Annotated in this window: 21 protein-coding genes; 12 read left to right on the plus strand and 9 right to left on the minus strand. The window is 68.9% G+C overall.

The window, feature by feature from the left end; all coding sequences use genetic code 11:
* Positions 1-52: 52 nt before the first annotated feature.
* Genes LCL61_RS01465 through LCL61_RS01475 form a run of 3 tightly spaced genes read right to left on the minus strand, consistent with a single transcriptional unit; the run spans position 53 to position 3,302 of the window.
* Positions 53-1,213, minus strand: coding sequence for a thiolase domain-containing protein (locus tag LCL61_RS01465; RefSeq protein WP_340685171.1), 1,161 nt, complete (start codon positions 1,211-1,213; stop codon positions 53-55).
* Positions 1,210-2,265 (minus strand): thiolase domain-containing protein, encoded by a 1,056-nt coding sequence (locus tag LCL61_RS01470; RefSeq protein WP_340685172.1) that lies wholly within the window; start codon positions 2,263-2,265, stop codon positions 1,210-1,212. The genes LCL61_RS01465 and LCL61_RS01470 overlap by 4 nt, the downstream gene beginning before the upstream one ends.
* An 8-nt stretch (positions 2,266-2,273) precedes the next feature.
* Positions 2,274-3,302, minus strand: coding sequence for a Zn-ribbon domain-containing OB-fold protein (locus tag LCL61_RS01475; RefSeq protein ID WP_425341975.1), 1,029 nt, complete (start codon positions 3,300-3,302; stop codon positions 2,274-2,276).
* Between the two features lie 53 nt (positions 3,303-3,355).
* Here LCL61_RS01475 and LCL61_RS01480 point away from each other — a divergent pair, with 53 nt between their 5' ends.
* On the plus strand, positions 3,356-4,915 hold the full coding sequence (locus LCL61_RS01480) for an acyl-CoA synthetase (protein WP_340685174.1): 1,560 nt from the start codon (positions 3,356-3,358) through the stop codon (positions 4,913-4,915).
* Positions 4,916-4,928: 13 nt separating this feature from the next.
* On the opposite strand, the gene LCL61_RS01485 is transcribed toward LCL61_RS01480, so the two are convergent.
* Entirely contained in the window at positions 4,929-5,717 is a 789-nt protein-coding gene (locus tag LCL61_RS01485; RefSeq protein ID WP_340688459.1) for a crotonase/enoyl-CoA hydratase family protein, read from the minus strand.
* Positions 5,718-5,778: 61 nt separating this feature from the next.
* Between LCL61_RS01485 and LCL61_RS01490 the strand changes: the two genes are divergently transcribed.
* Positions 5,779-7,395, plus strand: a complete 1,617-nt coding sequence (locus tag LCL61_RS01490; RefSeq protein ID WP_340685175.1) for an acyl-CoA synthetase — start codon at positions 5,779-5,781, stop codon at positions 7,393-7,395.
* Positions 7,396-7,403: 8 nt separating this feature from the next.
* A complete protein-coding gene (locus LCL61_RS01495; protein WP_340685176.1) occupies positions 7,404-8,510 on the plus strand; it encodes a nitronate monooxygenase family protein in 1,107 nt (368 codons plus the stop codon).
* 299 nt (positions 8,511-8,809) lie between these two features.
* Here LCL61_RS01495 and LCL61_RS01500 read toward each other — a convergent pair whose 3' ends face one another.
* Entirely contained in the window at positions 8,810-9,616 is an 807-nt protein-coding gene (locus LCL61_RS01500) for a serine protease (protein ID WP_340685177.1), read from the minus strand.
* A 326-nt stretch (positions 9,617-9,942) separates the two neighbouring features.
* On the opposite strand from LCL61_RS01500, the gene LCL61_RS01505 reads away from it, so the two are divergent.
* From LCL61_RS01505 to LCL61_RS01545, 9 genes are all read left to right on the plus strand, one after another.
* Positions 9,943-10,719, plus strand: coding sequence for a GntR family transcriptional regulator (locus LCL61_RS01505; protein ID WP_007033614.1), 777 nt, complete (start codon positions 9,943-9,945; stop codon positions 10,717-10,719).
* Between the two features lie 182 nt (positions 10,720-10,901).
* Positions 10,902-12,014, plus strand: a complete 1,113-nt coding sequence (locus LCL61_RS01510) for a TIGR03364 family FAD-dependent oxidoreductase (protein ID WP_340685178.1) — start codon at positions 10,902-10,904, stop codon at positions 12,012-12,014.
* A complete protein-coding gene (locus tag LCL61_RS01515) occupies positions 12,008-12,682 on the plus strand; it encodes a phosphonatase-like hydrolase (RefSeq protein WP_340688460.1) in 675 nt (224 codons plus the stop codon). Before LCL61_RS01510 ends, LCL61_RS01515 begins: the two co-directional genes overlap by 7 nt.
* Positions 12,683-12,697: 15 nt before the next feature.
* Positions 12,698-13,717: a 2-aminoethylphosphonate ABC transporter substrate-binding protein gene (locus tag LCL61_RS01520; protein ID WP_340685179.1), complete on the plus strand. Its 1,020-nt coding sequence runs from the start codon at positions 12,698-12,700 to the stop codon at positions 13,715-13,717.
* Positions 13,714-14,775, plus strand: coding sequence for an ABC transporter ATP-binding protein (locus tag LCL61_RS01525; RefSeq protein WP_340685180.1), 1,062 nt, complete (start codon positions 13,714-13,716; stop codon positions 14,773-14,775). Before LCL61_RS01520 ends, LCL61_RS01525 begins: the two co-directional genes overlap by 4 nt.
* Entirely contained in the window at positions 14,772-15,626 is an 855-nt protein-coding gene (locus LCL61_RS01530; protein WP_125675330.1) for a 2-aminoethylphosphonate ABC transporter permease subunit, read from the plus strand. The genes LCL61_RS01525 and LCL61_RS01530 overlap by 4 nt, the downstream gene beginning before the upstream one ends.
* Positions 15,604-16,401, plus strand: a complete 798-nt coding sequence (locus tag LCL61_RS01535) for an ABC transporter permease (protein WP_340685181.1) — start codon at positions 15,604-15,606, stop codon at positions 16,399-16,401. The genes LCL61_RS01530 and LCL61_RS01535 overlap by 23 nt, the downstream gene beginning before the upstream one ends.
* Before the next feature lie 36 nt (positions 16,402-16,437).
* Positions 16,438-16,908: a hypothetical protein gene (locus LCL61_RS01540; RefSeq protein WP_340685182.1), complete on the plus strand. Its 471-nt coding sequence runs from the start codon at positions 16,438-16,440 to the stop codon at positions 16,906-16,908.
* A gap of 172 nt (positions 16,909-17,080) precedes the next feature.
* Positions 17,081-17,488: a hypothetical protein gene (locus LCL61_RS01545; RefSeq protein ID WP_340685183.1), complete on the plus strand. Its 408-nt coding sequence runs from the start codon at positions 17,081-17,083 to the stop codon at positions 17,486-17,488.
* Between the two features lie 305 nt (positions 17,489-17,793).
* Here the strand turns inward: LCL61_RS01545 and LCL61_RS01550 are convergent, their stop codons facing one another.
* From LCL61_RS01550 to LCL61_RS01565, 4 genes are all read right to left on the minus strand, one after another.
* Positions 17,794-19,452, minus strand: coding sequence for a fumarate hydratase (locus LCL61_RS01550; RefSeq protein WP_125675324.1), 1,659 nt, complete (start codon positions 19,450-19,452; stop codon positions 17,794-17,796).
* 572 nt (positions 19,453-20,024) lie between these two features.
* Positions 20,025-21,056 carry a sigma-70 family RNA polymerase sigma factor gene (locus tag LCL61_RS01555; protein ID WP_255632714.1) on the minus strand — a complete coding sequence of 344 codons (1,032 nt, stop codon included), beginning with the start codon at positions 21,054-21,056 and terminating at the stop codon, positions 20,025-20,027.
* Between the two features lie 246 nt (positions 21,057-21,302).
* The gene (gene dtd / locus LCL61_RS01560; RefSeq protein ID WP_340685184.1) at positions 21,303-21,728 is read right to left on the minus strand and encodes a D-aminoacyl-tRNA deacylase; all 426 of its coding nucleotides are present in this window, start codon (positions 21,726-21,728) and stop codon (positions 21,303-21,305) included.
* Positions 21,728-23,224: a DUF7059 domain-containing protein gene (locus tag LCL61_RS01565; protein ID WP_340685185.1), complete on the minus strand. Its 1,497-nt coding sequence runs from the start codon at positions 23,222-23,224 to the stop codon at positions 21,728-21,730. Before LCL61_RS01565 ends, dtd begins: the two co-directional genes overlap by 1 nt.
* Positions 23,225-23,249 lie beyond the last annotated feature (25 nt).

Consider the following 23,249-nt stretch of genomic DNA (forward strand, 5'->3'; position numbering starts at 1 on the left):
TGCGATGCGACCAAAGCGTCCTTCACCGCGTCCCATGCGGGGAAAGGCCCCTTCAGCTCGGTTTGGCCGATCCCACCACCCACATCGAGAAGAACTGCGAACCGCCGCCGTACGCGTGTCCGAGCGCGATCCGCGCGCCGTCGACCTGGTAGTCCCCGGCCCGGCCCATCACCTGCTTGGCCGCTTCGGAGAACCGGAGCATCCCGGAGGCCCCGATCGGGTTCGACGACAGCACGCCACCCGACGGGTTGACCGGTAGCCGCCCGCCGATCGCGGTCTCGCCGGCTTCGGTGAGCTTCCAGCCCTGACCTTCGTCGGTGAACCCCAGGTTCTCCAGCCACATCGGCTCGAACCACGAGAACGGCACGTAGATCTCGGCTGCGTCCACTTCGGACAGTGGGTCGGTGATGCCCGCGTCCCGCCACAACGCGGCGGCGGCGTCCCGGCCCGCCTGAGGGTTCACCTGGTCCCGTCCGGCGAACGTGGTCGGCTCGGTGCGCATCGCGGTCGCGTGGATCCACGCCGCGCCACCGGGAACGGCGTCGCCCGAGGCTTCGTCTCCGATCACCATCGCGCAGGCGCCGTCCGAAGACGGGCAGGTCTCGTCGTAGCGGATCGGGTCCCACAGCATCTGCGACGCCTGTACCGACTCCACCGTGATGTCGGACTGCCGCAGATGGGCGTACGGATTGAGGGCGCCGTTGCGGCGATCCTTGGCCGCGACGATCGCGCCGACGTGGCCGGGCGCGCCGGACCGCCGGATGTACGAGCGCACGTGCGGCGCGAAATAGCCGCCCGCCCCGGCGCCCACGGGCATCTGGAACGGCGGCAGGATCGACAGGCCCCACATGGCGTTCGACTCGGACTGCTTCTCGAAGGCCACGGTCAGCACCCGCTTGTGCACGCCTGCCTGCACGAGCGACGCCGCGACGAGCGCGGTCGAGCCGCCGACCGAACCGGCGGTGTGCACGCGCAGCAACGGTTTCCCGGTCGCGCCGAGCGCGTCGGCGAGGAACAGTTCGGGCATCATCACGCCCTCGAACAGATCCGGCGCCTTGCCGAGGACGACGGCGTCGATGTCGTCCCAGCCGGTCCCGGCGTCGAGCATCGCCCGGTCGATGGCCTCCCGGAGCAGACCGGGCATGGACACGTCGGTGCGTTTGGCCTTGTGGTGGGTCTGGCCGGTTCCCAGTACGGCGGCGAGGTGCTTCACGAGAGGACCTCCAAGGTCGCGACCAGGTTCTGCTGGAGGACGGGGCCGCTGGTCGCGTGGGCGAGGGTCTTGCGCGCGCTGCCGTCGAGGATGCGGTTCGCCGCCTCGCCGATCCGCGCCAGCCCCGCCGAGAACATCGGATTGCCGGTCAGGACGCCGCCGGAGGGGTTGATCCGCACCTGGTCGCCGAGGCCCAGCGCGTCGCGCAGGATCAGTTCCTGATGTGTGAACGGCGCGTGCAGTTCCGCGACTTCGACGCCGTCGAGGTCGAGCGCCCGCCCGGCGGCCGCCGTCGAAGGCGACTTGGTGAGGTCTCGGACGCCGAGTGCGGGGGAGTCGACGCGGTGTTCGATCCCGGTGATCACCGCCGGGCTGTCGACGAGGTCCGCGGCCCGCTCGGCCGACGCGAGCACGAGCACGGCGGCGCCGTCGGTGATGGGAGCGATGTCGTGGGCCCGCAAGGGATCCGCGAAGTAAGGGGCGTCCAGGAGCTCGGCGACCTCGACCGTTCCGGAGAGCTGCGCGGCCGGGTTCCCGGCGGCGTCCGCGCGGCTGCGCGCGGCGACCTCGGCGAGATCCTTTTCGGACCAAAGGCCGGATTCGAGCCCCAGCCTCGCCTGGATCCCGGCGACGCTCACCGAGTCCGGCCAGAGCGGCGCGACGACGTACGGGTCCATTTGCAAGGCCAGCACCCGGCGCAGTTGCCCGGCGGAAGACTTGCCGAAGCCGTAGACGAGCGCCGTGTCGACCTCGCCCATCCGGATCTTCAGCCAAGCCTCGTACAACGCCCAGGCGGCGTCCATCTCGACGTGCGATTCGTGGATCGGCGGGAAGGCGCCGATGGCGTCGACCGCGGCGATGAACGAGAACGCGCGGCCGGCGAGGTAGTCCGACGAACCCGAGCACCAGAACCCGATGTCCTCTTTGGACAGACCGGTCCGCTCGAAGACCTCGGCGAAGATCGGCACCAGCATTTCCACGCCGTTGGTGGTGCCCGGGGTGCTGCGGACGTTGGGGGCCTGCGCGAAGCCCACGACTGCTACATCTGGCACGGTGGTCCTCACAGATGGTGGGCGAAGGATTCGTACGGTGCGTCGGGCTCGCCGGTCGGCTCGAAATGGCCGATGTTCTCCAGCGACGTCCACCATTCGTCCCGCGGTTTCCAGGCGGCCCGGACCCGCATGCCCATCCGGACGTCGGCGGCGTCGCAGCCGAGGACCAGATGCAGGAACGCGATGTCCGCGCCGTCGAGCAGGATGTACGCGGCCACGTAGGGCGGTTTGATCTTCTGGCCGAGGAACGGCACGTTCACGATGCAGAACGTCGTGACGATGCCGGTGTCGGGCAGTTCGACCTCATCGGTGGTCGGGATGCCGTCGGTCGGGCAGGCGCCACGCGGCGGGATGTAGACCTTCTCGCAGGATGGGCAGCGCTGGCCGATCAGTTTTCCCTCGGCGAGCCCGCGCAGGTACCGGCTTTCCTCCGGTGACGCGGAATGTTCGTAGCGCAGGTGGATCGGTGTGATTACCACGCTGACCGGCGCGCCCTCTTCGCGTTTCGCGACCGGCGGAGGCGCCTCGGTGGCTTCTGTGTCGGGGCCGTCGACGGGCACGAAGTAGGCGATGTCGCGGATGTGGCCGACGGTCTCGTCCGCCCAGCGGATCCGGACCCGTTGTCCGGTGTGGACACTCGCAGGGGAGCCGGCGTCGACCGCGTGCAGGATCGAGCTGTCGGCGCCGTCGAGCCGGATCAGCGCCCACGCGAACGGCCGCGACAACGGCTGGCCGTCGACGGGTTCGGCGATCCAGGACCAGGAGACGATCACGCCCTCGGAAGCCACCGGCACGAATTCGGACAGCGCCTCGGCGGTCACGGGATCGTATTCCAGCGGTGGCACGTGGACGCGGCCGTCGCTGCCCCGGACGCCTTCGACTCGGCGCTCGCGCAGGGCGTTGACGAACCGGCCGAGCACCGGGCCGACCGAACGCGTGTAGTCGAAGCCCACGTTGAGCGGGGCCGACAGCGGGAGTTCAGGTGCGCTCACATTTCGAGTGAAACACGTTCTCGATTTTCCGGCAAGGCAGCTCATCTGGGCCTTGCTGACGGTTGCTCTTGAGTGGAACGCGTTCTAGATTTGCGGGTATGCCGACTGCCACCGGGACACTAGGGGTCTGGAACATCGCCGCGCGGGAGCCGGAACGGGTCGCACTCGTCGATCCGGACGGCCGCTCCATCGGATACGGAGAGCTCGCCGCGAAAGCGAACGCTTACGCGCGGGGGCTGCAAGCCCTCGGGCTCGAAGCCGGTGACGTGGTCGTCGTCCTGCAGCCCAACGGCGACGAACTCGTCGCGGCCTATTTCGCCGCCATCCAGTCCGGCCTGTACATCGTGGTGGTCAACTGGCATCTTGTCGGGCCGGAGGTCGCCTACATCCTCTCTGACAGCGGTGCCAAGGCTTTCCTCGCGCACGAACGCTTCGCCGACGTCGCGATCGCGGCCGCGGACGAGGCAGGCATCCCGGAGCGCGGGCGGTTCGCCGTCGGCGACGTCGAGGGCTTCCGCCGGATCGAGGAACTCGGCTCCGGCGAGGGCGACGGACGTCCGGAGCGGCGCACGGCGGGCTCGCCGATGCTCTACACGTCGGGAACCACGGGGCGGCCCAAGGGCGTCCGGCGGCCACTGACCGGCGCCGACCCCGACTCCGTCCCGGGCGCGTCGACGTGGTTCTTCGGCATCTTCGGGCTCGCGCCGCACGACGACCACGTGCACCTGTGCGGGTCGCCGCTCTATCACACGGCGGTGCTGAACTTCGTCGCGATTTCCCTGCAGCTGGGGCATACCGCGGTGCTGATGGACCGCTGGGACGCCGAGGACATGCTGCGGCTGATCGAGCGGCATCGCGTCACGCACAGTCACATGGTCCCGACGCAGTTCCGCCGTCTGCTCGCGCTGCCGGACGACGTCCGCGCGGCCTACGACCTGGGTTCGCTGCGCGTGATGATCCACGGCGCCGCGCCCTGTCCGCTTGAGGTCAAACGCCGGATGCTCGACTGGTGGGGCCCGGTCGTCACCGAGTACTACGCGGCCACCGAAGGCGGCGGGACGGCGATCTCGGGGAAGGAATGGCTCAGGAAGCCGGGTTCGGTCGGGCTGCCGTGGCCGGGTTCGACGATCAAGATCCTCGACGACGAGGGCACGGAACTGCCCGCCGGCGAGACCGGCACGGTGTACATGAAGATGGGCGACTCGAAGTTCGAGTACCACAAGGATCGGGCCAAGACGGACAAGGCGCGGGTCGGGGACCTGTTCACCCTCGGCGACGTCGGGCATCTCGACGAGGACGGCTACCTCTTCCTGCACGACCGCAAGGCGGACCTGATCATCTCGGGCGGGGTCAACATCTATCCGGCGGAGATCGAGGGCGAACTGGTGATGCACCCGAAGATCGCCGACGTCGCGGTGTTCGGCGTCCCGCACGAGGACTGGGGCGAGGCGATCAAGGCCGTCGTCCAGCCCGCGGACGGTGTCGAGCCCTCCGAGGAGTTGACCGCGGAGATCCTCGAGTACGCGGCCTCCCGCCTCGCGAAGTTCAAACTCCCGCGTTCCGTCGACTACTTGCCCGAACTCCCGCGCGACCCGAACGGAAAGCTCTACAAGCGCAAGCTCCGCGACCCCTACTGGGCCGGTCACCGCGTCCCCTGACGAAACGCGGGGATCAGCGGCCCCGGAAGACGGGCTTGCGCTTCTCGGCGAAGGCGCGGGGGCCTTCCTTCGCGTCTTCGCTCGCGAAGACCTCGATGCCGTACTGGGCGTCGAGCTTGAAGGCCTCTTCCTCGTGCATGCCTTCGGTGTCCCGCATGGTCTTGAGGATCGCGCGGACCGCCAAGGGACCGTTCGCGGAGATGAGGCCCGCGAGTTCGAGTGCCTTGTCCAGCGCCTTCCCGTCCGGGACGACGTGGCCGATCAGGCCGATCTCCAGCGCCTCGGCCGCGGTGATATGCCGTCCGGTCAGCAGGAGGTCGGCGGCGACGGTGTACGGGATCTGACGGGGGAGCCGCACGGCCGAACCGCCCATCGGGAACAGGCTCCACCGCGCCTCGGAAACCCCGAACTTCGCGCTCTCGCCCGCGACCCGGAGGTCCGTACCCTGCAGGATCTCCGTCCCGCCCGCGATCGCGGCGCCTTCCACGGCCGCGATCAACGGCTTCGTCAGCCGGCGGCCCTTGAGCAGGCCTTCGATCCGGCTGGGGTCGAACGTGCCCTTCTCGAACGAGTCCGACGGCGAGTTCTTCGACATCGACTTCAGATCCGCGCCCGCGCAGAACGCGCCGCCCGCGCCGGTGAGCACGCAGCACCGGATGTCGTCGTCCTCGTCGACCCGGTTCCACGCCTCGACCATGATCCCGAGCATCTCGCCGCTGAGCGCGTTGCGGGCCTCCGGCCGGTTCATCGTGACCACGAGGGTGTGTTCGATCTTTTCCACCAGCGCGTGCGGTTCGCCCACCGGGACCTCCGTCAAAAGAGCGGCCATTGCCCAGAACGATAACATGTTCTACTTTGAGGAAGTGGCACTCAACATCGCGGATCTACTCGAGCACGCCGTCGACGCCGTGCCGGAGCGCATCGCGGTCGTCTGCGGCGATCGGCGGGTCACCTTCGCCGAACTGGAAGAGCGCGCCAACCGGCTGGCGCACCATCTCGCCGCACACGGCGTGGGACCCGGATCCCACATCGGTGTCTATTCCCGGAACTCGATCGAGGCCCTGGAATCGATGATCGCCGCGTACAAGCTGCGCGCGATCGCGGTCAACGTCAACTACCGCTACGTCCACGGCGAACTGCGGTACCTGTTCGACAACGCCGACCTCGTGGCGCTGGTCCACGAGCGTCAGTATTCGGACAGGGTCGCCGCCGTTCTGCCGGAGACGCCGAAACTGAAACACGTTGTCGTTGTCGACGACGGAAGCGACGGCGACTACTCGTCCTATGGAGGCGTGGACTACGAAGCCGCGCTCGCCGGAGGCTCCCCCGAGCGGGACTTCGCCGAGCGCAGCGCCGACGACATCTACATCCTCTACACCGGCGGCACCACGGGGTATCCGAAGGGCGTCCTGTGGCGCCACGAGGACATCTGGCGCGCGCTCGGCGGCGGGATCAACTTCGTCACCGGCGAGTACGTCCCGGACGAATGGACGCTCGCCGAACAGGGCAAGTCGGGCAGCCTGGTCCGGCTCCCGGCCGCGCCACTGATCCACGGCGCCGCGCAGTGGGCCGCCTTCGGCGCGCTGTTCACCGGCAGCCCGGTCGTGTTCGTCCCGCGGTTCGACGCGCACGACGTCTGGAAAGCCGTGCAGGACAACAAGGTCCAGGTACTCACCATCGTCGGCGACGCGATGGCTCGGCCGCTGATCGACGCCTACCGCGAGGGCGACTACGACGCGTCGTCGATCGTCGCGGTGTCGAGTCACGCCGCCCTGTTCTCCCAATCGGTGAAGCAGGAGTTCCTCTCGTTGCTCCCGCACGTGGTGATCACCGACGCGATCGGGTCGTCCGAAAGCGGGTTCACCGGCATCGGCATGGTCAGCAAGGACAGTGATCATTCCGCCGGACCCCGGGTCAACTTCGGCAAGGACGCGATCCTGGTGGACGACGACGGCGCGCTCGTCGAACCGAAACCGGGCGCGATCGGCCTGATCGCCCGGCGCGGGCACGTCCCGCTCGGGTACTACAAGGACCCCGCGAAGACCGAGAAGATCTTCGTCGAGGTCGACGGCAAGCGGTACGTCGTCCCGGGTGACTACGCGCGTTACGAGGAAGACCTCACGGTGACCCTGCTCGGACGGGGGTCGCAGTGCGTGAACACCGGCGGCGAGAAGGTGTACCCGGAGGAAGTGGAGGGCGCGCTCAAGTCTCATCCGGACGTCTTCGACGCGCTCGTCATCGGCATCCCCGACGACCGGCTCGGCCAGCGGGTGGCCGCGGTCATCCAGCCGCGCTCCGGCAAGGATCTCGACGTCGCCGCGCTCGAAGCGCACGTACGGACCGAGATCGCCGGCTACAAGGTGCCGCGCAGTCTCTGGCTCGCCGAGGAGATCGGGCGGTCACCCAGCGGGAAACCGGACTATCCCTGGGCACAGCGCTATGCCGCCGAGCACGAGCCCATCACCATTCAACCGGCGTAAGGAGTTTCATGCGGACGTCTCTGTGCGACCGGCTCGGGATCGAACTGCCGATCGTCGGGTTCACCCCGTCCGAGCACGTCGCCGCGGCGATCAGCCGGGCGGGTGGTCTCGGCGTGCTGGGCTGCGTGCGGTTCAACGACGCCGCCGAGCTCGACGCCGTCCTGTCCTGGATGGACGAGAACACCGGCGGAAAGCCCTACGGCGTCGACATCGTGATGCCCGCGAAGATCCCGGCCGAAGGGACGTCGATCGATCTCGCGAAACACATCCCGCAGGGGCATCGCGACTTCGTGGAGCGGACGCTGCGCGATCTCGCGGTGCCGCCGCTGCCCGACGACACCGACGAACGCGCGGGAGTGCTGGGCTGGCTGCATTCGGTCGCCCGGTCCCATGTCGAGGTCGCGCTGAAACACCCCATCCGGCTGATCGCCAACGCGCTGGGGTCGCCGCCGGTGGACGTCATCGAGCAGTGTCACGCGAAGGGCGTGCCGGTCGCGGCCTTGGCGGGCAAGGCCGAACACGCCGTGCGGCACGTCGACAACGGCGTCGACATCGTGGTGGCGCAAGGCTATGAGGCGGGCGGGCACACCGGCGAGATCGCGTCGATGGTCCTGCTGCCCGAGGTGGTGGACGCCGTCGGCGACCGCGTCCCGGTGCTCGCCGCCGGTGGGATCGGCTCGGGCAGGCAGGTCGCGGCAGCGCTCGCGCTGGGCGCGTCCGGGGTGTGGATGGGTTCCTTCTGGCTCGCCACCGAGGAATACCTCCAGACCATGGGGGAGTCCGAGGCGATGCAGCGCGCGCTGGTCGCGGCGGGTTCGTCCGACACCGTCCGGACGCGGATCTACACCGGTAAACCGGCGCGGCTGCTCAAGACGCGGTGGACCGAGGCGTGGGCCGCGCCGGACGCGCCCGAACCGCTGCCGATGCCGCTGCAGAACCTGCTCGTCTCCCACGCGCACAACCGGATCCACCACGCGGCCGATCCGAGCGTGGTCTCGATGCCGGTGGGGCAGATCGTCGGGCGGATGGACCGGGTGCGCCCGGTCGCCGACGTGATCTCGGAGCTGGTGTCGGGGTACGAAGAGACACTGTCGCGTTTGGACAAGACCCGCTGAGGTTGCCGCGAAGTCCGTGAAGGCCTCCTTGCCTACCCTGAAGGTAGTGAAAGAGGCCTTCACTACCTTCAGGGGCGNGACGCTCTTCCGATCTCTCCTTGCCTACCTTCAGGGTAGGGAAGGAGGCCTTCACGGACTTCGCCGGTGAGGTGAGGCTGGGTCACAGTGGCTCTCGCGACACGGTGGCAGGGCGGCCGAGAACTGCCCTCGCCGCGACACGGCAGCCCCTTGAAACGAGAAGGTCCCCTTCACCACGTCGCCGTGGTGAAGGGGACCTTCAGGGCATGCCGTGCGAGAGACTAGAGACCGGCGGCCGCGTTCTTGATCGCGGTCGCGAAGGTGCTCACCTCGGTGTAGACGCCGGGAGCGTGCGCCCGCGCGCAACCCTCGCCCCAGCTGGTGATGCCGACCTGGATCCAGGCACCGGCGCTGTCGCGACGGAACATCGGGCCGCCCGAGTCACCCTGGCAGGTGTCGACGCCGCCGGAGGTGACGTTGCCCGCGCAGATCTCGGCGCTGTCGATCAGGTCGGCGTAGCTGCCGCCCTGCGCCTTGCAGGTCGAGTCGGAGACGAACGGAACGTTGGCTTTGAGGAGGTAACGCTGCTGTGCCCCACCCTCGGTCGCGGCACCCCAGCCGGCGACGGTGAAGGTGCCGCTGTTGTAGGCGGTCGTGGTGGCGATCGGCAGCGTCGGGATGCCGCTGACCGGGCTGGCGAGCTTGATCAGGGCCCAGTCACCACCGGTGGAGGTGGGGTAGGTCGGCGACCGGTACACGTAGGTCGACTTGACCTTCTTGGCCGCGGTGCTCTGCAGGTCCACCACGCCGAGGGTGGCGGTGATACCCGTGTTGGCCCCCGTCCGCGACACACAGTGCGCGGCCGTCAGCACGATCTGCGGGGTGTAGAGCGCACCACCGCAGCCCATGGAAAGCCTTACCATCCAAGGAAATTCGCCCTGAGCGGCGCGGGTGCCACCGACCACGTCGGTGGACGGCGGCTGCGCGGCCGCGGCTTGCGGAGCCGTGGCGAGACCCGCCAGGGTTCCGGCCGCCGCGACGGCGATCAGGGTCTTTTTGAGCAGGCTGAACCGACGCTTGATGTTCAAGGGTTCATTCCTTCCGGCTGTCCACAGTGGAGGCAGGGAGACTGACTGCGGCCAACTGACTACAGCAGGTGGGCATACGCCGGGACAACCAACTTTCTTCGGATCTTTCAGCCGATGGTGGTGATTAACGGACGTCCGGGCCTGATCGCCGACGAATGGCGTGGGCCGGAGTGCCCAACGCCCTTACTCTCGGAGCGGCGGCCGCCGGAACCGCCGGAAGGCTGAACGCCCGCCGGGGGTGCCCTTTCGGCCACGAGTGTGAGCGTGGCATGAACACTTCGTTCGGGTCAGTACAGGCATGGGGAATCGGGCCTAGGATCTGGATCGTGAAAGCGCGTTCGCCTAGACTGCATCCCCCCGCCGACGGCCCGGTCCGGGACGGAATTCCCGAGCACGGTCGCATTCCCCGCTATTACGCGGTCAAAGTCGATCTGCTCGACGTGATCTCCGAATTGGGCCAAGGAGCGGTACTTCCCACCGAAAGGGAACTGTCCGAACGATTCGAGGTTTCCCGCGCGACGGTCCGCCAGGCCGTCGGTGAACTCGTGCTCGAAGGGCGGCTGAGCAGGCGGCAGGGGAGCGGCACGTACGTCGCAGGCCCCAAGCTCGTCCAGCCGCTCGCCTTGGTGAGTTACACCGAAGGGCTCAGGAGGCAGGGCATTCAACCAGGCCGGAATCTGATCTCTTTGGAACGCCGCGAAGCCGGCCCGTCACTGGCTTCGGAACTGGAAATCGATCCCGAAGACGACGTCATCCACATCGAACGGGTGCTGCTCGCCGACGACGAGCGGGTCGGGCTGGAATCGACCTATCTCACCGCCGCGCGATTCCCGACGCTCATGGATGTGTTCGATCCCACACAGTCGCTCTACGCCTGTTTGCGGGAGCGGCTCGGGGTCGTCTTCGACGGCGCCGAGGAGCGGGTCGAGACCGTGCTCGCCACGCCCCGGGAGGCCTTGCTGATCGGGACGAACCCGGCGCTGCCGATGCTGCTGATGCACCGGACGTCGTGGGGTCCCGACGGGATCCCGTTCGAGCGCGTCCGGTCGCTGTTCCGTGGCGACCGGCTCTCCTTCGAGACCCGACTGGGTCGCGTGGAGTAGCCACCTGCCGCATTCGGCCCTCTGAACGCGGTATTTGCGGATTCAACGACCGCATCGAGAGGACGAAACGCGAAGTAATGTAACGCGAATATAACAGGTCTGGTCCACATTTCGGAGGCACTTCACCTGCGGTTAGGGCGGGGGTCACGGAGCGTTGGTGCGCGCAGGCGAGCGTCTGCGGTGTGCGAATCCTCATCATCGGCGGCGGAGTGCTCGGCACCCAGCACGCCTGGCAGGCCGTCGAACGCGGCCACGACGTCGTCCAGATCGAACGGGAACCCGAGGCCAGGGGCGCGTCCGTGCGCAACTTCGGCCTGGTCTGGGTGGGCGGCCGCGCCAGTGGCCCCGAACTGGAGACGGCCGCGCGGGCGCGAGTGCTGTGGGAGCGCATCGGGGAACGGGTCGAAGGAATCGGCTTCCGGCCGAACGGCTCACTCACCGTCGTCCGCACGGAGGCCGAACTCGCCGTCGCCGAGGCCGCGGCCGCGAGCACGGAGGACCGCGGCTTCAAGCTCCTCGACGCCGCCGAGACCCGGGAGTTGAACCCGGCCCTGCGCGGTGACTTCCTCGGCGCGCTCTGGTGTGACCGCGACGCCGCCGTCGAACCGCGCGTCGCTCAGCCCGCCCTGCGCGCCGAGCTGGCGAAATCCGGCCGGTACACCTGGGTGCCCGGCCGTGAGATCCGCGACCTGACCGATCGCGGCGTCGTCGACGACGCGGGCGAAACCCACGAAGGCGACGTCGTGGTGCTGTGCACCGGCGCCTGGACCGGTGGCCTGGTCAAGGAACTCGCCGGGCGGCCCCCGGTCCGCCGGGTGCGGTTGCAGATGGCGCAGACCGAGCCGCTCGGGGAAACCCTCACCACCACGGTCGCCGACGCGGACAGCTTCCGGTACTACCCGGCCTACCGCGGCGAGGCGCTCGACGGTCTCAACGCGGGCCAGCCCCAGGGAGAGATCGCCGCGGCCAACGCCATGCAGCTGCTGATGGTCCAGCGCCTCGACGGCTCGCTGACCATCGGCGACACCCACGAATACGACGAGCCGTTCTCGTTCGACACCGCCGAAGACCCGTACGACCACCTGGCCGAGGTCGCCGGCGAGCTGCTCGGACGGCCGCTGCCGCGCATCGCCCGCCGCTGGGCCGGCGTCTATGCCCAGACCACCGACACCACCCGGATCGTGCATCGCGCCCGCGTCGCGGACAACGCGTGGCTCGTCACCGGACCGGGCGGCCGGGGGATGACCTGTTCCCCCGCCATCGCCGAAGACACCGCAGAGGAGCTGTCCTGGTGAACACCGAACTCGTCGTCCTGGACATGGCCGGGACCACCGTCGCCGACGACGGCCTCGTGATCCGCGCCTTCACCGCGGCGATCGCCGCCGCCGGAGTGTCCGAAGAGGACAGTCGCTTTCCCCGAATGCTCGACTACGTCGTCGAAACGATGGGGCAGTCCAAGATCGTCGTCTTCCGCGCACTGCTCGACGGAGACGAAGAACTCGCCCGGCGCGCGAACACCGCCTTCCAGGACGCCTACGAGAAACTCGTCGCCGACGGCCACTGCGAGCCGATTCCCGGCGCCGAGCAGACGATCCAGGAACTGCGCGCCCAAGGGGTGAAAGTCGCGCTCACCACCGGCTTCGCGCCGGCCACGCAGAACGCGATCCTGGACGTGCTGGGCTGGCGCGGCCTCGCCGACGCCGTGCTGGCCCCGGGCGAGGGCGTCCGAGGCCGCCCGTACCCCGACCTGGTCCTCGCGGCCGCGTTGCGGCTCGAAATCACCGACGTCCGCAGGATCGCCGTCGCCGGTGACACCGCTTCGGACGTCCAGACCGGGCTGCGGTCCGGCGCCTCGATCGTCGCCGGCGTGCTCACCGGATCGGCGAAGAAGCCGGAATTCGAAGCCGCCGGCGCAACCCATGTCCTCGAATCCGTCCGCGATCTCCCCACCCTGCTGTCCTAAAGGAGCTTTGACGACATGAAGAAACTCGCGGCCACCGCCCTCGCCGGGTTGCTCGCCCTCACCCTGGGCGCGTGTGGCGGAACCGCCGGTGGCGCTTCCGGCGACCAGACCGTCACGCTGTACACGGTGGACGGTCTGGAAGACTGGTACGCCCAGCGCTTCGAGGAGTTCAAGGCCAAGACCGGGATCACCGTCCAGGCGGTGACCGCCGGATCGGGAGAGGTCGCCTCGCGGGTGGAGAAGGAGAAGGCCAACACCCAGGCCGACATCCTGGTCACGCTCCCGCCGTTCATCCAGCGGGCCGCGTCGCAGGGCCTGCTCGCCCCCACGGCCCCCGCCGGGATCGACCAGGTCGCCGCCGGGCAGAAGGACGGCCAGGGCCGCTACTTCGCGATCATGAACAACTACCTCAGCTTCATCCGCAACCCGCAGGTCTCGCCCAAGACCTGGGACGACCTCCTGTCCCCGTCGCTCAAGGGCAAGCTCCAGTACTCGACCCCCGGCGAGGCGGGCGACGGCACCGCGGTCCTGCTGCAACTCCAGCACGTGCTCGGTGATCAGGGCGCGCTCGACTACCTCAAGAAGCTCGAAGCCAACAACGTCGGCCCGTCGTCCTCCACCGGCAAGCTCCAGCCGAAGGTGGCCAAGGCCGAGATCCTGGTGGCCAACGGCGATGTCCAGATGAACCTCGCCGCGATCGAGAAGAGCGGCGGTTTCGAGGTCTTCTTCCCGGCCGACGCGCAGGGCAAGCGCTCCACCTTCGCCCTCCCGTACTACGCGGGCCTGGTGAACAACGCGCCGCACGCCGAGAACGCCAAGAAGTTCCTGGACTTCCTGCTTTCGCCCGAGGTGCAGGGCAAGGCCGTCGACGCCTTCGGTGCCCCGTCGCGGACCGACGTCACGCCGTCCGGCCCGCGGGCGGACAAGGTGAAGGCCGCTCTCGACGGGGTCGAGATCTGGCAGCCGGATTGGGACGCCGTCCTCGCGAAGCTCGACGCCGACCTGGCCGCGTACAAGAAGGCCGTGGGCCGATGACCCCGGCGGTCGAATTCCGCGGCGTTTCCGTCCGCTTCGGCCAGACGGCCGCCCTCTCACCACTGGATCTCACCGTGGCGAGAGGGGAGACGCTGGCGATGCTCGGCCCGTCGGGATCCGGCAAGTCGACGGCCCTGAAGGCACTCGCGGGTTTCGTCGCGCCGAGCACCGGCCGGGTCCTGCTCGACGGCGAGGACGTCACCGATCTGCCGCCGCACCGGCGCGGCCTCGGCGTCGTCGTCCAGAGTTACGCGCTGTTCCCGCACATGCGGGTCGAGGCCAACGTCGCTTTCGGCCTCAAGGCGAGGAAAACGCCTCGCACCGAGACGGCGAGCCGGGTCGCCGAAGCGCTGGAGCTGGTCGGGATGGGCAAGTACGCCCGTCGCTACCCGCGTGAGCTTTCGGGCGGGCAGCAGCAGCGGGTCGCGCTCGCGCGGGCACTGGCGATCCGGCCACGCGTGCTGCTGCTCGACGAGCCACTGTCCGCTTTGGACGCCGCCCTGCGCGAGGACATGGTCGCGGAACTCCTGCGGCTGCGGGCCGAACTCCCCGACACCACGCTGATCTACGTCACCCACGACCAGGGCGAGGCACTGGCGCTGGCCGACCGGATCGCCGTCATGCGCGACTCGAAGCTGGTCGAACTCGGCCCGAGCCGCGAGCTCTACCAGCGTCCCTCGACGGAGTTCACCGCGAGCTTCCTCGGCGCTTCCAATCTCATCCCGGTCGAGCTGATCCACCCCGACGGCACCAGGGTCCGGCTCGGCGACCGCGAGCTGGCCGCGGATCCGGCAGGCACGATCCGGGCGGGGCAGTCCGTCGCGCTCGGCGTGCGGCCGCACCGGATCGGGATCACCGCGGTGGACGCCCCCGGCGCGCTGCCCGCGGTGCTGCGCGGTGTCCAATGGCGCGGCACGGGCTTCCGGCTCGACCTCGAACTCGCGCACAACGGGGACGAGGTCCGCGCCGAAGTGCCGGACATCGAGGGACTTCCGAGTGTGGGGGAGCGGGTCGGAGTGTCCATTCCGGACGGCTGCCCGCTGGTGGGCGTCGGATGACCGGCCTCGCACTGGCCGCGACGGCCGCACCGGCGCGGCGGCGGGAGAAACAACCCGGACGCGGCTGGCTCCTGCTGCCGCCGGTGCTCGTCCTGCTCGGGTTCTTCGGCTATCCGCTCGTACTGGTCGTTCTCCAATCACTGGAGTCGAAGACCGGCGAGGTCGGGCTGTCGGTCTGGCTGGACGTGCTGGGCTCGGCGGAATTCCGGGACGCCGCCTGGAAGACCGTCGCGCTCGCGCTCGGCGCCACCGCGGGCTGTGTGGTGCTGGGGACGTTCCTCGCGCTGGTGATCGCTTTCGTGCCGTTCCCCGGCGCGCGAACGCTTTCGCGGCTGGTGGACACCGTGCTCGCGTTCCCGTCGTTCCTCATCGCGCTCGCGTTCACCTTCATCTACGGCAGCGCGGGTATCCTGGGCGCGGGCGGGTTCCTGTACTCGCCGTTCGGGATCCTGCTGGCGGAGATCACCTTCTACACGCCGTTCGTGATGCGGCCGGCGCTCGCCGCGTTCGGCCAGGTCTCGTCGGCGCAGATGGAGGTCGCGGCCAGCCTCGGCGCGAAACCCGGCCGCGTGCTGCGCCAGGTCATCCTCCCGGAAGCCTTGCCGTCACTGGCATCCGGCGCCTGCCTGACCATGCTGCTGGCGATGAACGAGTTCGGCATCGTGCTCTTCCTCGGCGCGAAGGACGTCACGACGCTGCCGATGCTGGTCTACGGCAAGGGGATCGTCACCTTCGACTTCCCGCAGGCCTGTGTCATCGCGGTGGTCAACGTGGTCTTCTCCCTCGCCCTGTACGGAACCTACCGGCGACTGACGAAGGGAGGCCGTCGTGCTGCTGTGGACCAGGCGTAGCCGTGTCCTGCTGTGGGCGGTGTTCGCGGTGTTGTTCACCGCGATCGTGCTGGCGCCGCTGCTGATGATCGCGCTGGCGTCGGTCGCCGGGAACTGGACAGGACTGCTGCCGGGGGCGCTCACCGGCTCGCATTTCGGGCAGGCGCTGTCCGGGGAGACGTTCGCGAGCCTCTCGGTGAGCGTCCAGACCGGTGTCATCGCGTCGCTGGTGTCGGTACTGCTCGGCACGTGGGCCGCGCTCGCGTCGCAGTCGGTGCCGCCGAAGCTGCGGAAGGCCGTCGACACCCTGTTCCACCTGCCGATCGCGGTGCCGTCGGTGGTGCTGGGGCTGGCGCTGCTCGTCGCGTTCAGCCGTCCGCCGCTCGCCTTCAACGGCACGCGCTGGATCGTGCTGCTGGGGCACGTGATGATCCTGCTGCCGTTCTCCTACAGCACGGTCTCCGCCGCGATCGCGCGGATGGATCCGCTGCTGGCACAGGCCGCCGCGAGCCTCGGCGCCTCGCCGGTCCGGGTGCTGCTGCGGGTGCGGCTGCCGGTGCTGCTGCCGTCGATCTCGGCGTCCGCGAGCCTCGCGCTGGCGATGTCGATGGGCGAACTGGGGGCGACGATGATGCTGTACCCGCCGGACTGGCGCACGCTGCCCGCGAGCATCTTCGCGCTCACCGACCGGGGCCAGGTGTTCCTCGCGTCGGCGAGCACGGTACTGCTGCTGGCCGTCACGCTCGCCGGGGTGGTGCTGCTCGGGCTGGCCCGGGGCCGCGCGGCCCAGCGGTGATGCAACCGTTCGCGAGGTTCGTTCCGTCTTGACACCATGATGAACGCAGCGAAGACGCTGGGCGCGGGGCTCGTGCTCGCCGCGACGACGGCGGCCTGCGGCGCGGGCGGCCCCGGAGCGCCGGCGAACACGAGCACCCCTCCGGTCGTCACCACACCTTCGGATCTGCCCACCTCGCTCCCGGCGAGCCCGCCGGTCGCGAAACCGCCGATGTCACGGCCGACCGTCGGCCCGCCACCCTCGGACAAGATGCTGCCGCCGTCCCAGGTCGACACCGAACTGCCCGCGCAGGTCAGCGCCGAGAACGGCGGCCTGAACGTGCACCTCGAACTGAGCGGCTGCGACCAGGCGAGGGCGAACCTCGCCGAAGAGAACGCGCAGCGGGTCGTGGTCCACGTGACCATCGATCACGGGAAGCCGGGGCAGATGTGCCCGCAGGTGATCCGCTACGCCGTCCTGCCGGTGAAACTCGCCGAGCCGGTCGGGGCCCGGACCGTCGTCTTGTGAGCGGGTTGAGATCATGTGCAACCCCACAGCGGCTTCGTTCCGTCCCAGTCACATGAGGTACTTAACGAATGTCATCGGCCTTGGCCTGATCGTCGTTGCGGTATCCGCCTGCGGGGCGCAGAACCAGGCGGCGGAACCCGCGGCCGGACCCGGGAGCGGCACCCTGAGTACCGTGCCGCCGTCGCCGACCGCACCGTCTTCGTCGTCGGCCCCCGCGCCGAGCAGCAAGCCGGGTAGCCAACCGGGTGTGCCGGGTGCGCCTCGCCAGGAGGTTCCGGAAGGCAGCACCAAGCTGCCGGACAAACAGCTCGACGCGTCGGCGCTGCCCGCGGACTACCCGCGCGAGGTGTACACCAGCAACGGCGGGACGATCCTGAACATCCGCGGCCAGGAAGGCGGCTGCGGGCACGCGACGGCGGAGGCCGCGCAGCAGGACGGGACCAGGGTCACCGTCAACCTGACCGAACTGAAGGGCCAGACCGGCCAGATGTGCACGATGGACATCCGGCATCCGGTGATCTCGGTGGCGCTGTCGGCGCCGCTGGGGGAGCGGACCGTGGTCCTGAAGCAGATGCGCTGACCCCTACGCGCGCTATGACCGGTCCGTTCCTTGCAAAATTTGCAAGGAACGGACCATTCATAGCGTCCTGCACCTGACGCAGGGGGAAGCCACCCTGGGCTCGGCACCGGCGCGCTTTTCGCTTCACGTACTGCGACATGGTGCGAAGGTCGAGTTTCCTCGGCTGAGCCGAGGGAAGGGGGCCTTCACGCGCAGCCGTTGCGACTGCTGTGCATTTGGGGCGAACGTGACGATCACCGAGTCCGTGAAGGCCTCCTTCCCTACCCTGAAGGTAGTGAAGGAGGCCTTCACAGACCGGACAGCGACTAGCGGAAGCTGATCTGCAGCACCGGTTCCGACGTGGCCTCGAAGAAGTCGTTGCCCTTGTCGTCGATGACGATGAACGCGGGGAAGTCCTCGACCTCGATCTTCCAGACCGCTTCCATCCCCAGCTCGGCGTACTCGAGGACGTCGACCTTCTTGATGCAGTCCTGCGCGAGCCGCGCGGCCGGGCCGCCGATCGAGCCGAGGTAGAACCCGCCGTGCTCGTTGCACGCGGCGGTCACCTTCTTGGACCGGTTGCCCTTCGCCAGCATCACCAGTGAGCCGCCGGCGGCCTGGAACTGCTCGACGTAGGAGTCCATGCGGCCCGCGGTGGTCGGCCCGAACGAGCCCGACGCGTAACCCTCGGGCGTCTTCGCCGGGCCCGCGTAGTACACGGGGTGGTCGCGAAGGTACTGAGGCATCTCTTCACCCGCGTCGAGCCGCTCGGCGATCTTCGCGTGCGCGATGTCGCGGGCGACGACGAGCGGACCGGTCAGCGACAGGCGGGTCTTCACCGGCAGCTGCGAGAGCTGCGCGCGGATCTCGGCCATCGGCCGGTTCAGGTCGACGGTCACCACCTCGTCGGACAGGTCGTCCTCGGTGACGTCCGGCAGGAACTGCGCCGGGTCGCGCTCCAGCTGTTCCAGGAACACGCCGTCTGCGGTGATCTTCGCCTTCGCCTGGCGGTCGGCCGAGCACGAGACGGCGACACCGACCGGGCAGGACGCGCCGTGACGCGGCAGGCGGATCACCCGGACGTCGTGGCAGAAGTACTTTCCGCCGAACTGCGCGCCGATCCCGAACTGGCGGGTCATCTCCAGCACCTGCTGTTCGAGGTCGACGTCGCGGAAACCGTGGCCCAGCTCGGAACCCTCGGTGGGCAGGTCGTCGAGATAGCGGGCGGAAGCGAGCTTCGCGACCTTCAGGTTGAACTCCGCCGACGTGCCGCCGACGACGATCGCGAGGTGGTACGGCGGGCAGGCCGCGGTGCCGAGGCTGCGCAGCTTCTCGTCGAGGAACTTCGCGAGCCGCTTCGGGTTCAGGACGGCTTTCGTTTCCTGATAGAGGAACGTCTTGTTCGCACTGCCGCCGCCCTTGGCCATGAACAGGAATTCATAGCTCGGGTCGCCTTGACCATCTTTGTGATAGAGCTCGATCTGTGCGGGCAAGTTGGTGCCCGTATTGCGCTCATCCCAGAAATTCACCGGCGCCATCTGTGAATAGCGCAGATTCAACTCCTGATAGGCGTCGAAAATACCGCGCGACAGCGCACGCTCGTCGTCGGCGCCGGTGAGCACGCCCTCGCCGCGTTTGCCGATCACGATCGCGGTGCCGGTGTCCTGGCACATCGGGAGGACACCGCCGGCGGAGATCGCCGCGTTGCGCAGCAGGTCCATCGCGACGAAGCGGTCGTTGCCGCTGGCCTCGGGGTCGTCGACGATCGCGCGCAGCTGCGCCAGGTGTGACGAGCGCAACAGGTGCTGGATGTCGGTGATCGCGGTCTTGGCGAGTTTGGTCAGCGCCTCGGGCTCGACCTTGAGGAACTTCCGGCCCGCGGCTTCGACGACCTCGACACCTTCGGTGCCGATCAGCCGGTACTCGGTGTGGGTGTCCTTGGCGAGCGGAAGGACTTCGGTGTACTGGAACGTGGTGGGCGCCACTGCGCGGGCTCCTTTGCCGGCATCGGGAACCCGCTCACGGTACCCAAGCCCGGCCAAGGCGTCCGCGAGGCCACGGCTGACGTAACCGAGGCCACTGCCGGTGGGCGCCGACGCCGGCGGGCCGAGGGTGTCTTAGGTACGTACTGCCGGTGCGTGGGTGGCGGTTTCGCGTGACTGAACGGACGACACGCGTGCTTAGCGGGACGACACGCGTGTTCGGGCGGAACCCGGCCGCGGTCGTGCCGTCCATCCAGTCACGCGTGTCGTCCGGTCGGTCACGTGACATCGCCGGTGCTGGACCTCGTGAGTGGCAAGGACGGTGAGAACACGAAATGTTCCTCACGACCCACCGGGCGGCTGCAATTCGCACTCCGCATTTTGTCGCCGGGCCCCACAAATTGGTTCGGGAGGCCGGGCCCACCCCGACGGACCCGACCTCCCGGGGAAAGCGATCCGGGCGCGAACGCCCGACCGCGAAGACTTATTGCCTGCTCGACGGTCTCGTGACGCAGGTCATAAGTCAACGCTGCCGAACGGGTGTTGCTTTTTCCGGGCCGAAAGGTGTTGTGGCATTACGAAGCGTAGGCGCGCAGGCGGTCCGCCCGCTCACCCTGACGCAGCTTCGACATGACCTCTCGCTCGATCTGCCGAACGCGCTCACGGGAGAGCCCGAAGTGCTTGCCGATCTGGTCGAGCGTGCGCGGCTGGCCGTCGTCGAGGCCGTAGCGCAGGCGGATCACCTGGGACTCGCGGTCGTCCAGCGTCGCGAGCACGCGACGCAGGTCGTCCTGGAGCAGACCGGAGATCACGGCGCTCTCGGCGTCGGTCGCCTCGGAGTCCTCGATGAAGTCACCGAGCGGGGCGTCCTCCTCGGTGCCGACCGGCATGTCGAGGCTCACCGGGTCACGCGAGTGGTCGAGCAGGTCGGAGATCTTGTGCGCCGGGATACCCGACTCGGCGGCCAGCTCCTCGTGGGTGGCGTCCCGGCCGAGCTGCTGGTGCAGGTCACGCTTGATGCGCGCCAGCTTGTTCACCTGTTCCACCAGGTGGACCGGCAGCCGGATGGTGCGTCCCTGGTCGGCCATCCCCCTGGTGATGGCCTGGCGGATCCACCAGGTGGCGTAGGTCGAGAACTTGAACCCCTTGGAGTAGTCGAACTTCTCCACCGCGCGGATCAGACCCAGGTTCCCCTCCTGGATCAGGTCGAGCAGCGGCATCCCCCGGCCGGTGTAACGCTTCGCGAGCGAGACCACGAGGCGGAGGTTGGCCTCCAGCAGGTGGTTCTTCGCGACGTGGCCGTCACGCACGAGAGCGGACATCTCCGAACGCCGCTTCGGCGTGAGGCCCTCGGCCGTGTCGAGCATGTGCTGGGCGAACACGCCCGCTTCGATGCGCTTGGCCAGCTCGACCTCGTCGGCGGCGGACAGCAGCGCCGTCTTGCCGATTCCGTTGAGGTACACGCGAACGAGGTCCGCGGCCGGGCTCTGGGCGTCGAGGTCGGCGTCGGTGAGCGCCCCCGTGCTCACCGGCTCCTGGGTGGATTGCGCCGGGATACGGCGCTCGCGAATCCCGCGCGCTTCGCGTTCGAGAGTCTGGACTGACATTCTGCCTCCCCGGTCACGGGCTGAACGTGCTGCGGTTGTCCGCCGGGTCCGTCTCGGCGTAGCAGGCCCTGTGGAAAACCGGCTACTCCTCGTCGGCCCAGCTTGGCTGGACACTTGGCTCAACGCCGGGAGGTCCGAAAACGTTCCCGGCCGCTACAGAGGAGACGGGCGGCTGACCTGGGGCGTTGCTCCACCAACCCTGAGCTTTTCCTGAGAATGCCCGTACCGGGGAGAAAGAACCGTGGTCTAGACCTCTAGGAGGACGGTGAACGGACCGTCGTTCACGCTCCGGACCGCCATCATGGCCCCGAAGCGGCCGGTTTCGACCCGCGCGCCGCGTTCGCGCAGCGCGTCGACGACGGCTGTCACGAGGGGCTCGGCGACCTCGGGCCGGGCGGCCGCCGTCCAGGACGGACGGCGGCCTTTGCGGGTGTCGCCGTAAAGAGTGAACTGGCTTACGACGAGCAGGGGAGCGCCGGTGGTGGCGCAGGATTCCTCGTCGCGAAGTATGCGAGCTTCGTGCAGTTTGCGGGCCATCGTCGCCACCTTGGACACGTCGTCGTCGACGTGGATTCCCAGCAGCACCAGCAAACCCGGCTCGTCGATGGCGCCGGTCACTTCGTCGCCGACGGTCACGCTCGCTTCCGTGACCCTCGCCACCACCGCCCGCATCAGACGGCGGGGAGGAGCATGCCGTGCCGGACCAGTTCCCGGACGACGGGCAGCGCGGCTTCGGCCAGCTCTTCCGGTTCGAGACCCTGAGCGGCCGCCAGGAGCACGATCAGGTCCTCCAGGGGAAGCGCGCCCTGGCAGCCCGCGAGCAGCCGTGTCGCGAGTTCGTCCACTTCGTGCGACCACCCGGGACCGTCGGTGCGGTGCAGCCGCTGGACGGTCGTGGCCCAGCCCTCCTCGCCCGGCTCGGCGACGCTCTCCAGAAGCACCGTTTCCGGCACCCGGAACCGGACATCGAGGAGCGAATCACCATTGGCGCGAAGCCATTCCACCCGATCCAGCCAGTTCGCGGCCTCGGCGCCCAGCGGATCGTCGTAGGCCTGGCGCAGGTCTTCGCACACGATCGTCGGAGTCGCGCCGTCCGCCCGCCGGAGGGTGACGAAGCCGAACCCGATCCCCTGGACGTCGTTTTCGTCGAACCAGTCGAGCCACGCTCCGGATTTCGCGCGGCCTTCGGGGGAACGGGGATCGATGCCCGCGTCCCGCAGCCACGTGCCGACGTACAGGCCCGGGTCCGCGATGTCCCGCTGGACGAACCACGCGTCGGTCTCGGCGGGCAGCCAGCGGGTCACCCGATCGCCCCAGTCCTCACCCTTCACGTGCAGCCAGGACGCCAGGAGCTGACCGGTGCCGCCGTCGTTGAGGAACCCGGGCAGCTGACGCACCACGAGCGCGCTGGCGTCGTCACCCGCGAGCCCGGAGTCGCGGTAGGTGTAGTCGACCCGCGGCGGGCCGACCACGAACGGCGGATTGCACACGATCTGGTCGAACCGGCGCCGCGCGACCGGCGCGAACCATTCGCCACGGACGAGTTCGACGTCCAGTTCGTTGAGCCGGAACGTCGCCGCCGCCAGTGCCAGCGCGCGGGCCGAGACGTCGGTCGCGGTGACCTTCTTCGCGTGCCGGGTGGCGTGCAGCGCCTGGACACCGTTGCCGGTGCCGACGTCGAGCAGGCTGCCGACCTCGCGGCGGCTGGTGGCCCGGATCAGGCTGAGCGAGGCGTGTCCGACGCCGAGCACGTGGTCTTCGGGCACGGTCTGGCCGAGGACATCGGCGTCGAGGTCGGAGACGACCCACCACGAGCCTTCGTCGTCGCCGTGCGGGCGGACGTCGAGGCCGGCCCGGTAGCCGTCGGCGGCGGGCACGAGCAGCGTGGCGGCGACCGCGTCATCGACAGACAGTGGCGCGAAAGCGGTCTCGACGTCCTTCTCCGGTTCGGTCGACCCCAGCAGGAAAAGGCGGATCAGCGTGCCGAGCTCGCCCGCGTCGCGGGTCGCGCGGTAGGCGAGTTCCGGTTCGCCGCGGCCGAGGGCGGCGTGCGCGGAGCCGAGGGCGCCGACCACGCCGTCGGTGTCGTACCCCGTCCGGCGGAAGGCGTCCCGCAGCCTCGCGCAGACGTCGTCGGACAGGTCGGGGAGGGCCGCTCGTGTGCTCACGTTCGGTAATACTGCCAGGATGACA

This window comes from Amycolatopsis coloradensis, assembly GCF_037997115.1.
GTDB lineage: Bacteria > Actinomycetota > Actinomycetes > Mycobacteriales > Pseudonocardiaceae > Amycolatopsis > Amycolatopsis coloradensis_A.